Raw genomic sequence first — 9946 nt, 5'->3', positions numbered from 1 at the left:
TCTCTTAGGTTCTAAGTTAAAGGCTGATCTCCCCCAAACAAAATTAAAATGACACATATATTGATTCTTCATCCCAGTTGTTTTTTCCCAATGCTTACTGTTTTTATATTTATTATACACCTTATTCCAAGAATCTCTTGCAACCGCATTGGACAATACTACAAATGGTAAAGAAAAAGAAAACGCGCCTGATGCTCTTAATTTTGCTTTAGGAACCAATGAAAGACTTCTATTATATTTACCTTTACCTCGAACTATCCACTTACCGCTAGAAAAATATGTTGTAAATGTTGTTGGATCTGCGACGACTGGATAAACAACTTCATCCGTTACTTTAATAACTTGTTTAACTGTATTAATAAGGAATGGTACTCATTTTCTCAGGAAAACTCCGTCCCATATTACCTCCATAAGCGAATGAATTCGCAACGGTGTCAACAAACATCCTTACCATTAGCATCTTTAGCCCAAGGAATATCTAAAGCCGCTAATGTTTCACCCGCTTTATCGTAAATCAGAATCGAACCATCTGTTTTACCTTCTCCATCTTTAGACAACTCAGGGTGCGATATATTATCTGCATCATATTTAACTTCAAAGGTATTGGGTGCCTCTTTATTTTCCATCACATAGGTGTGCCTTAGGCCTCCATCGAACGCATCTATACCTAAACTCGTGTTTTTTGTTTCATAAACAACGGTATCCTCGGCTGAAATCGTCTCATTTTGCTTTTCGTCAAGATTCACCTGCATACTGAGTGATTGACCTTCTTCATTATCACTTAAGATAGCGGGTTCTTCCATATCTTTAGGTATCGTTACTTGCGATTCATCTGTTTCAGCAATAAATCGTTCGTTTTTTTCTTCAATTGCTACATTTACCAATGGTTGGGGTGATAGCTCATCGACTATCCCCTTTTCAAACAACACTGTTCCGTCTTCGCTTGCCTGTACCTCACTATTCATCATAACAACATTCGTCAAGATTAAAGTGGTACATAATAAAGTAATCACTATTTTTTTCATTTTTCTCCCCCTTTTTCTACTACTATTATTTATTCAATAGCGTAAGTATTATTCCAAAAACACTTACGACAATATTATAGCTTTTTTATAAGCTTAAAATTGTTTTAAAAAGGGATTTCTGACCTTAAAATACAAATAAAAAAAAGCAGCAAACCACGATACGATGGATTACTACTTTTCTTCAGTCTGACAGCCCTAAAAGATAGCCGCATAAATAACTAATTCTACTGATTTTCGAATAAAAACACTATCCTGACAAAGAATGTCAAAATAGTGTTTTCTCACATTTAATCCGTTCTGAACGGGTTTAACGTTATTTTCATTAATTATTTGCAGTTTCTGCTACACGTTCTTCCAATTCTTCAAGGTATTTCAACACGAATTGTCCAGCAATTCCGCCATCGGCTGCTGCAGTAACAATTTGACGTAAGTTTGTATCACGTGCGTCACCGGCTGCAAAGATACCTGGAATTTCTGTTTCCATGTTTGCATTTGTTTTAATGTAACCTTCTTCATTTAAGATACCTAAATCTTTAAATGGTTCTGTTAACGGGATAATCCCAACATAAACGAATACACCTGAAGCATTTATTTCTTGAGTGGTGTCATCTGTCGTACTTTCAAGAACAACTGATGATACTTTTTTATCATCACCTTTGATTTCTTTAATCGTATGATTCCATACGAAATCTACTTTTTCGTTATCAAAGGCACGTTTTTGAATAAGTGGTGATGCGCGCAATTTATCACGACGATGGACGATTGTTACTTTGCTTGCGAAACGCGTTAAGTAAGTTCCTTCTTCGACAGCAGAGTCTCCACCACCGACAACAATCAATTCTTGATCTTTGAAAAAGGCACCATCACATACTGCACAATATGATACACCACGTCCACTATAATCATCTTCACCTGCAACATCAGCTTTACGGTGTTCTGCACCTGTTGCAATAATAACAGCACGTGCTTTAAATGATTTTTTACCTGCTGTTACAATTTTATAAGTATCGTGATCTTCGATACCTTTAATATCGCCATAGGCATATTCAGCACCAAATTGTTTAGCACCATCCATCATTTTTGTTGATAAATCTGGCCCAGTAATATTACCAAAACCAGGATAGTTTTCAACTTCTGCAGTGTTAACCATTTGACCGCCTGGCACACCACGTTCAATCATTAATGTACTTAATTCTGAACGAGAAGCATAAAGTGCCGCAGCCATTCCCGCTGGTCCTGCACCAATAATAATAACATCATATACTTTTTCTTCGGTTGACATAGTCATCCTCCTCTTAAACTTCATATCTCTATACTAATTATTTCTAGTGGATGAGTCTATTTATATGCTTGTATTTTCTTTATATATTTATTTAACTGCCCTTGCGTAACACCAAAACGTTTTATCAGTGTTCTTTTGGTTAATTTATCTGCCATCTTTTGCTGATTTTCATGAAGTAATGCCGCAACTAAAGCTTCTTGGTCTTCTTCCTGACAGATAATACCTTTTTCTGTTTGCTCAGTTGTAAATCTGAACAAAAGCTTATAGACATCAATTGTTTCACGTGTAACTTTACAACCTTCTGCACTCAAAGCTAAAGCAACTTGTTTGGTGAAACCACCATTTTTATAAGCCAATGTTTGCTTTGAATTAGTTATTATAGAAGCATCTGCATAAAAGCCTTTTTCCATTTCCGTGAAAAAGCCAGGTGTAAAATGATACGAAAACAATAAAGCTTCCACTTTGTTTTTCGTCAAATGAACCAGCATCAACGCCATTAAACGGTCTGCTTGTTCTGTGCTGTTCAGCAGTGAAAACATTAGTTGAGCATCCGCCTCAATTATATTGTCATCACTCATTTCACGCCAAATATTAGCATAGGGTTCGGTCGTATCATAGTTACCGAATTGTTGCCAATAATAATCTGCCAACGCTTGATTTCCAGAATAAAAAGCTGCTTTAGAAGCATAAAAATAAAATTTGCGATGTGCACCAATATTTTCATTTAATTTTGTGAAAATAGCTAGAGCACCCTCATAATCTTTCGCCAACGTTTTAACAATCGCATATTGCAACTGCTCATGGCTTGTAAATGGATAAATTGCTTCCAACTGTGTCACGTAACTTTGAAACAACTGCCAATCACCGCTGTAATACGCTGAAATTGCCCGATGACATCGTGCTAAATAATGACCTTCGTATGCTGTTTCAACACCAGCAATCAGTGCCTCTGCTTCGGATTTTCGATTGTTCCGATAATATAATACACTTAATTCTAGTGCATATATCGGCAAGGTTTCTGTCAACATTGCCGTTTCCAAGTAACGGACGGCTTTATCCACATAACCTTCTTTCACATAACTTTCGACTTGATCTACAACTGCTTGTTGTTGTCTCTCCAACGGCGTGCTCTCTCTAACGAGTGGTTTAACTGCTTCATCTTGTTGCTCCGCTTCAAACCGTTCCTCTAAAACCGCAACTAATTCTCGGGCAGGCCCTGCATATTCACCACGTGGCTTCTCTTGAAGATAACGTCTTGAATAGTAGATTGCCTGTTTGAAATTTGCCAAATAGGCATAGTTATTCGCCATAAAATAATAAAAATAAGGTTTATACTCTATTTTTAATGCGTCACTTAGTAGCTCGTTTGATTTTTCACATTCACCATTTTCAGTGTAACAGATTGCAAGTTGGCAGATGATCAACGTGTTTTTAGGGGCTAACCCTGCTGCACGCGTTAAATATTTAATCGCTGCCGGCAAGTCACTCTGTTCAAAAGCTTTCGTACCTTTAGCAAAATAAAATTCGGGCGTAGGATTTAAAAAATGTATTCGCGTTGAATCTGATTCAGGCATATCTGCACTCCTTTCACTTCTCTTATTTCCGTATGTAAGTATATCATATTTTACCCTCTGCAACAGACGAACAAACGCCAATAAAAAGATAAAACAGGGAACCTACTACAGCAGAGCTATATACCTGTTATTAATTTTAGACTCTTTATTTTTTATAGGTAATATTTAAAAATTTGACTTGTATATAATCAGACAATCCTTGTGCACCATTTTCTCTACCGAAACCAGAATGTTTCACGCCACCAAACGGTGTTTGTGGATATGAGATATTGATTGAATTGACACCAACCATACCATATTGTAAACGGCGTCCAACTTCAGCGATACGACCAATATCATTCGTATAGAAGTAACTTGCTAAACCGTACAGTGTATCGTTAGCCGCTTCAATCACTTCATCATCTTCATTAAATGTAATAATCGGTAATACCGGGCCAAAGGTTTCTTCATAGAAAATAGCCATTTCCTTTGTAATACCTGTTATCACAGTTGGTTTGTAAAAATAACCATCGTCAAACTCAGCACCGGTTAAACGTTCACCACCGCTAAGAATTTTTGCACCTTTTCCTTTAGCATCATCAAGTTGCTTATCAATTTTTTCAATCGCATCTTCACGAATAAGTGGACCTGCGCTGGCATTTTCATCTAAACCGTTAGCGATTTTAACTTGCTCTACTGCAGACACTAATTTTTCAGTGAATGTCGCTTGAATTGATTCATGAACAAAAATACGATTTGGGGATGTGCATACCTGACCGTTATTTCTAAACTTAGCCGCTACTAAATCAGCGACTACTTTATCCACATTTGCATCTTCGAATACGATAAACGGCGCATGACCACCCAGTTCCAATGATAGTTTTTTAACCGTATCTGCTGATTGCGCAAATAACATTTTACCCACTGCAGTCGAACCAGTAAACGTTAATTTACGCACACGATTGTCTGCGGTTAATACACCACCAATTGCTTTTGCATCACCTGTTACAATGTTTACAACACCCGCAGGCAATCCAATTTTATCAAACAACGCCATTAATGCAAGCGCTGATAACGGTGTTTCTGGCGATGGTTTTAGTACCACTGTATTCCCTACAGCAATTGCAGGTGCCATTTTACGTGTAATCATTGCCGATGGGAAATTCCATGGCGTAATTGCTGCGACGACACCCAAAGGTTCATGTTGCACAAGTAAGAGTTCTCCAGTTGGCCCTGGAATTGTTTCACCTTTCAAACGTTTCACTTCTTCTGCGTTCCAATCCAGACAAGCGGCACCAGATAAAATTTCCGCTTCGGCTTGATTTAATGGTTTCCCTTGTTCAATGGTCATCACGACCGCTAAATCTTTTGCTGCACCACGAATTGCGTCAGCCATTTTATGTAACCACGCGCCACGTTCATCGGCTGTTAAACCAGACCATTTCGGAAAGGCCTTTTCAGCTGCTGTAATCGCTTGTTCGGTTTCTTTTTCACCCGCATTTGCTACATGAGCAATCACTTGCCCTGTTGCTGGGTTAATTACTTCTGTCTGTTTTCCACCATCAGCTTCTTGCCATTGGCCATTAATAAATAACCCTTTCGGGACTTCCTCTATCAGCGTTTCGATTTTAGTTTTATCCATTAAAAACACCCTCCTCTGATTGATGATTCACTCTAATTGTAACACTTTGAACAAAACAACTAAATGAATCCAACCTATAGAAACCACCCTACAATTAAAAAAAAGCCCACAGAATATCTCTGGGGCTTGAGCTGAAAATAATTCTATGATCGTTCATCAGAAAAGCTTCATCTTATTATCCGCCTATAAAAATCAACGGTTGATAAATAGAAAGCACGTCTGTCTAAAGATAATTTTCAGTACAGTTGTAAAGAAAATAGTGGTATTAACGTTCAGCATCTTTGTAGTAAGGCAAGTTTTTGTTCGTCAAACGACGATACACCCATAAACCAATGCCACCAAGTACTAATAACAACGCTAATACTTGCGATACACGTAAATCTGCTCCAAAAATATCGAGCATTAAACTATCTGTTCGCATTCCTTCGATAAAGAAACGTCCAAATGAGTACCAAATCACATAACTAATAAATACTTCACCGCTTTTGAGTGGTAACAAGCGACGGATAACCAACAAGACGATAAAACCGACAATGCTCCAAAGTGATTCATAAAGGAAAGTTGGGTGGTGATAAACGCCCTCAATGTTCATTTGGTTAATTATAAACGTTGGCAAGTGTAGACCTTCTAAATAAGTACGCGATACGGCTTCTCCATATGCCTCTTGATTCATAAAGTTTCCCCAACGACCGATTGCCTGGGCAATAATCAGGGATGGCGCTGCAATATCAACAATTTGCCAAAAAGAAATTTTCTTAATACGCGTAAAGATAATAGCAGTCACAACAGCTCCGATTAAAGCGCCGTATATAGCGATACCGCCTTCCCAAATCTTGATGATATCGCCTGGATGTTGACTGTAGTATGACCATTCAAAGGCCACGTAATATATACGAGCCGATATAATTGCCAGCGGGATTGCCCAAATAAGTAAATCAATAAATTTTTCATGATCAAAATTTTGTCTTTTAGCTTCAGGAATCGTTAATAAAAAAGCAATGACTACTGCTGATGCAATAATAATGCCGTACCAATGAATAGCTAATCCACCAATTTGTAATGCAATTGGATTAAGTGGTTCTGTCATAATTTCACCTCGTTAGTGTTTAACTGATTATTAGTTATTGTTATTTTTACTTTGGATTTCTTGTGTTAGACTATCTGTAAATTTACGCGCCGCATTATTTCCCAGTTGTTTCAAACGGAAATTCATACAGGCAACTTCGATGATGACAGCAAGGTTTCGTCCTGGACGTACAGGCACTGTAATTTTAGGAACTTGAACATCGCAAATCCCCGTCGTATGTTCTTCTAAGCCCACACGATCGTATTGTTTTTGTGCATCCCATAATTCTAATTCAATCACCAATGAGATTTTTTTATCTGGTCGTACTGAACCTGCACCAAACAGATCCATCACATTGATGATACCTAAACCACGAATTTCCAAAAGATGTTCAATCAACTTAGGTGAACGTCCAATTAAAGTAATGCCATCAAGTTGACGGATTTCAACTGAATCATCAGCCACCAAACGATGACCTCTCTGAACCAATTCCAATGCCGTTTCACTTTTGCCTACACCAGAGTTCCCACGAATGAGAACACCCACACCATAAATATCAACAAGTACACCATGCATTGTCGATATAGGTGCCAACTCAGTTTCTAAAAAGTTCGTAATATACACTGATAAACGCGTTGTTTTCAGTTTTGAACTTAAAACGGGAATACCACGTTCATTGGCAATATCTACTAATTCTTGTGGCGCCGGTAAGCTACGCGCAATGACAAACGCGGGAGTGCGCGGCGTACATAATTTATCAAATAGCACTGTTTTTTCAGCGCTTGTCAAATTTTCTAAATAGGATGTTTCAGCCATCCCAAATAATTGAATACGGTCTTCTGGGTAGTAGTTCATAAAACCTGATAATTCAAGGCCTGGACGTGATAAATCACTGACTTGCACCTCATGATTTAATCCTTTTTCTCCTGCTAATAATTTAAAATCCATGTTTTCATATAAGGCTTCTACAGTTACACTTGGTTCTACCATAATTTACGGCTCAACGATACTTCGTTGAAACCTGTCACCTCTTTCGCTCTTTTTCTCTAGTTTACCATTTGTTGAGCTTTCTGACTAATGACAGCGTTACATTAATAGCAAAAAAAGCAGTGGACCGCTTATGCGATTCACTGCTTCAGACTGAAGACAAACACTCATTTAGGTCGTTACACCTTGCTTATAGTGCCTGCTTACTAATCTTGCAGAAGTCTGCTTACTGTTAAACTTCTTTTCTAAACGCCGAACTGATTGCCATATTTACAATTGTCATCGCAATTGCGATTAGAAGAGCGATCCCAAAGGTATCGATATGGAAAGCACTGCTACCTACGATTTTTGATGTCAATTGTAATAAAAACGCATTAATAACAAAGGTGAAAAAACCGAGTGTTAAAAAGTTAATTGGCAGTGTTAGTATAATTAAAATTGGTTTTAGTAATATATTTAGCACTGCTAGAACAAAGCTTGCACCAAGTGCAACCCATATCGATGCCACATGGAAACTTTGAGTGAATCCTGCAATGGCGATAAACACGATGGCATTAATAACAATCCCACTTAACCATTTCATATTGCTCACTCCTTTTTATCTTTTACCATGATTTATTGGCTTCGTCTTCTGTACTTGAACGATATGTATTGCCTGCCGTTTCATCAGGTAATACAAAGTATAACACAATGTAGATAAGTAATAATGTTCCAAAGCTAAACAAGGCGCCAATAGCAAAGATTAGACGTACAATCGTTGCATCAATATTAAAATAAGCTGCTAAGCCACCACATACACCTGCTAGTTTACGATCACTACGTGATTTAGTTAATTTTTTACTCATATTTGCCACTCTCCTATATTCTATATTCTTCTATTTGAACATTACCGGCTGAACTATCACACACCAGTGTAATGTTACCTGGTGATACAGGCATTTTACTAAAGATGGTATGTTTTTTCACTTTATCTTTCTCGTCTTGTAAAATATCAAAATCCGAGAGATTTAATTGAATCTTACCAAAGTTCGAACGGATATCGCCATCAATACCGATGTCATTAGGTACGGCAACTTTAATTGTACCTGCCGTTGTGCGGATCTTCGCTTCTTCTGTATCAATACCTTCAATGCGGGCATTAATCAAACCGTTTTTAGTTTGTAATTCAACTTGTTTAGAATCACCTGTGTAATGAATCGGCCCATTAACAGTAGTCATTTCAATTTGACGCAATGTTGCTTTATCAATGCGTAATTCACCATTAACTGATTGAATTTCTGCATCTGTCGCATCCAATTTACCTATAATAATGTTGCCGTTCGTTGATTTTGCTAATAAATCATTACAGCTAAGTTCACTAATAGAAATATTACCATTCAAGCTTTTAACTGAAATCAAATCATATTTACCCGCTGGTAATTGTAAAACAACATCCACACGGATCCCTTTCGAAGGTGATTTAAACACAAAATTATCGTCATCATTTTGTAAACTTGTTTGTTTGAAAAAGTAACTTTCCATATCTTCTTGTTTAATTGGTTTATAGTTTTGCGCTTTGACAAAAAGATGGATGTCTTCATTATCACTTTCAACAACCTCAACATGCCCATTAAAAACATCGAGTGTAATATTAGAAGCAGTTGGTTTGTTATATACAAAATGACGTTCTAAGCGAGCTGGTTTCAGAAAAGGTACCGCCACTTCTTTCAATTGTTTGAATGCATCATTCATGAAACTACCAATTTGGTCACCCATACGATTCCAGTCAGTACCTTCGGACGTTTCTTTTGTAGATTGTTCTTTATGTTGCTCCCATTCATTGGAATCATTACGTTTGTATTGTGATTGAGCTTTTCCATTTTGCGGTTCCGTACGCTTATTTTGCTCTTGGTTTTGTGAATCTGTACGGTTCACTTTTTCTTCAGCAACAGTTGCGCCCTCTTTTTTAGCCATATTCTCTAATAAAACAAGCGCTTCTTCTGTCGTAATTACACCTTGTTTCACAAATTCTAAAATTCGTTTTCTTTCATTCTCCATTATAATCGCCCCTGTCTGCCTCTATTTATTATGAGAGGTCTTCTCTCTTATAACTCTATTATCAAGCACAACAGCTTTTTTGTCATAGGACCTAAGGTTGATTTTCGTATCGGACTTGCTACTGTCATTGTTGCGAAGACATGAGCTTACAATGACAGTATGGGACGGAAATTGCGCCAGCAATTGAGTACCAATCCTTTGCTGACGTTGTTGCGAAGACATGAGCTTACAATGACAGTATGGGACGGAAATTGTGCCAGCAATTGAGTACCAATCCTTTGCTGACATTGTTGCGAAGACATGAGCTTACAATGACAGTATGGGACGGAGATTGCGTAAGCAATTGAGTACCAC

10 protein-coding genes are annotated in these 9946 nt (G+C 37.6%); all 10 read right to left on the bottom strand.

Going from position 1 to position 9946, the window contains the following annotated elements; genetic code table 11:
- Positions 1-258: DUF2599 domain-containing protein (locus IKV95_RS01715; protein WP_287451345.1), on the bottom strand; the 258-nt coding region annotated here is incomplete at its 3' end.
- Positions 259-434: 176 nt separating this feature from the next.
- Positions 435-1025 (bottom strand): hypothetical protein, encoded by a 591-nt coding sequence (locus tag IKV95_RS01710; RefSeq protein WP_287451344.1) that lies wholly within the window; start codon positions 1023-1025, stop codon positions 435-437.
- A 322-nt stretch (positions 1026-1347) separates the two neighbouring features.
- Positions 1348-2307 carry a thioredoxin-disulfide reductase gene (gene trxB, locus IKV95_RS01705; protein WP_029090827.1) on the bottom strand — a complete coding sequence of 320 codons (960 nt, stop codon included), beginning with the start codon at positions 2305-2307 and terminating at the stop codon, positions 1348-1350.
- A 56-nt stretch (positions 2308-2363) separates the two neighbouring features.
- A complete protein-coding gene (locus tag IKV95_RS01700) occupies positions 2364-3881 on the bottom strand; it encodes a tetratricopeptide repeat protein (RefSeq protein WP_106786654.1) in 1518 nt (505 codons plus the stop codon).
- A gap of 145 nt (positions 3882-4026) precedes the next feature.
- A complete protein-coding gene (locus IKV95_RS01695) occupies positions 4027-5502 on the bottom strand; it encodes an NAD-dependent succinate-semialdehyde dehydrogenase (RefSeq protein ID WP_029090829.1) in 1476 nt (491 codons plus the stop codon).
- Positions 5503-5767: 265 nt separating this feature from the next.
- Positions 5768-6589: a prolipoprotein diacylglyceryl transferase gene (lgt, locus tag IKV95_RS01690; RefSeq protein WP_029090830.1), complete on the bottom strand. Its 822-nt coding sequence runs from the start codon at positions 6587-6589 to the stop codon at positions 5768-5770.
- Positions 6590-6619: 30 nt separating this feature from the next.
- On the bottom strand, positions 6620-7558 hold the full coding sequence (gene hprK, locus IKV95_RS01685) for an HPr(Ser) kinase/phosphatase (protein WP_036026849.1): 939 nt from the start codon (positions 7556-7558) through the stop codon (positions 6620-6622).
- Between the two features lie 229 nt (positions 7559-7787).
- Positions 7788-8138 carry a phage holin family protein gene (locus IKV95_RS01680; protein ID WP_069118814.1) on the bottom strand — a complete coding sequence of 117 codons (351 nt, stop codon included), beginning with the start codon at positions 8136-8138 and terminating at the stop codon, positions 7788-7790.
- 22 nt (positions 8139-8160) lie between these two features.
- A complete protein-coding gene (locus tag IKV95_RS01675; RefSeq protein ID WP_029090833.1) occupies positions 8161-8400 on the bottom strand; it encodes a PspC domain-containing protein in 240 nt (79 codons plus the stop codon).
- A 13-nt stretch (positions 8401-8413) separates the two neighbouring features.
- The gene (locus tag IKV95_RS01670; protein ID WP_069125953.1) at positions 8414-9592 is read right to left on the bottom strand and encodes a DUF4097 family beta strand repeat-containing protein; all 1179 of its coding nucleotides are present in this window, start codon (positions 9590-9592) and stop codon (positions 8414-8416) included.
- Positions 9593-9946 lie beyond the last annotated feature (354 nt).

The sequence above is a fragment of the Brochothrix sp. genome (genome assembly GCF_017549435.1).
GTDB lineage: Bacteria > Bacillota > Bacilli > Lactobacillales > Listeriaceae > Brochothrix > Brochothrix thermosphacta.
The sequence above is the reverse complement of the archived record's forward strand: the minus strand, read 5'-3'. Positions and strand labels throughout refer to the sequence as shown.

Coding starts and splice junctions, on each gene's coding strand:
- IKV95_RS01670 (WP_069125953.1), bottom strand. CDS start 9,592: ATGGAGAATGAAAGAAAACGAATTTTAGAATTTGTGAAACAAGGTGTA.
- trxB (WP_029090827.1), bottom strand. CDS start 2,307: ATGTCAACCGAAGAAAAAGTATATGATGTTATTATTATTGGTGCAGGA.
- IKV95_RS01680 (WP_069118814.1), bottom strand. CDS start 8,138: ATGAAATGGTTAAGTGGGATTGTTATTAATGCCATCGTGTTTATCGCC.
- lgt (WP_029090830.1), bottom strand. CDS start 6,589: ATGACAGAACCACTTAATCCAATTGCATTACAAATTGGTGGATTAGCT.
- IKV95_RS01700 (WP_106786654.1), bottom strand. CDS start 3,881: ATGCCTGAATCAGATTCAACGCGAATACATTTTTTAAATCCTACGCCC.
- IKV95_RS01710 (WP_287451344.1), bottom strand. CDS start 1,025: ATGAAAAAAATAGTGATTACTTTATTATGTACCACTTTAATCTTGACG.
- hprK (WP_036026849.1), bottom strand. CDS start 7,558: ATGGTAGAACCAAGTGTAACTGTAGAAGCCTTATATGAAAACATGGAT.
- IKV95_RS01675 (WP_029090833.1), bottom strand. CDS start 8,400: ATGAGTAAAAAATTAACTAAATCACGTAGTGATCGTAAACTAGCAGGT.
- IKV95_RS01695 (WP_029090829.1), bottom strand. CDS start 5,502: ATGGATAAAACTAAAATCGAAACGCTGATAGAGGAAGTCCCGAAAGGG.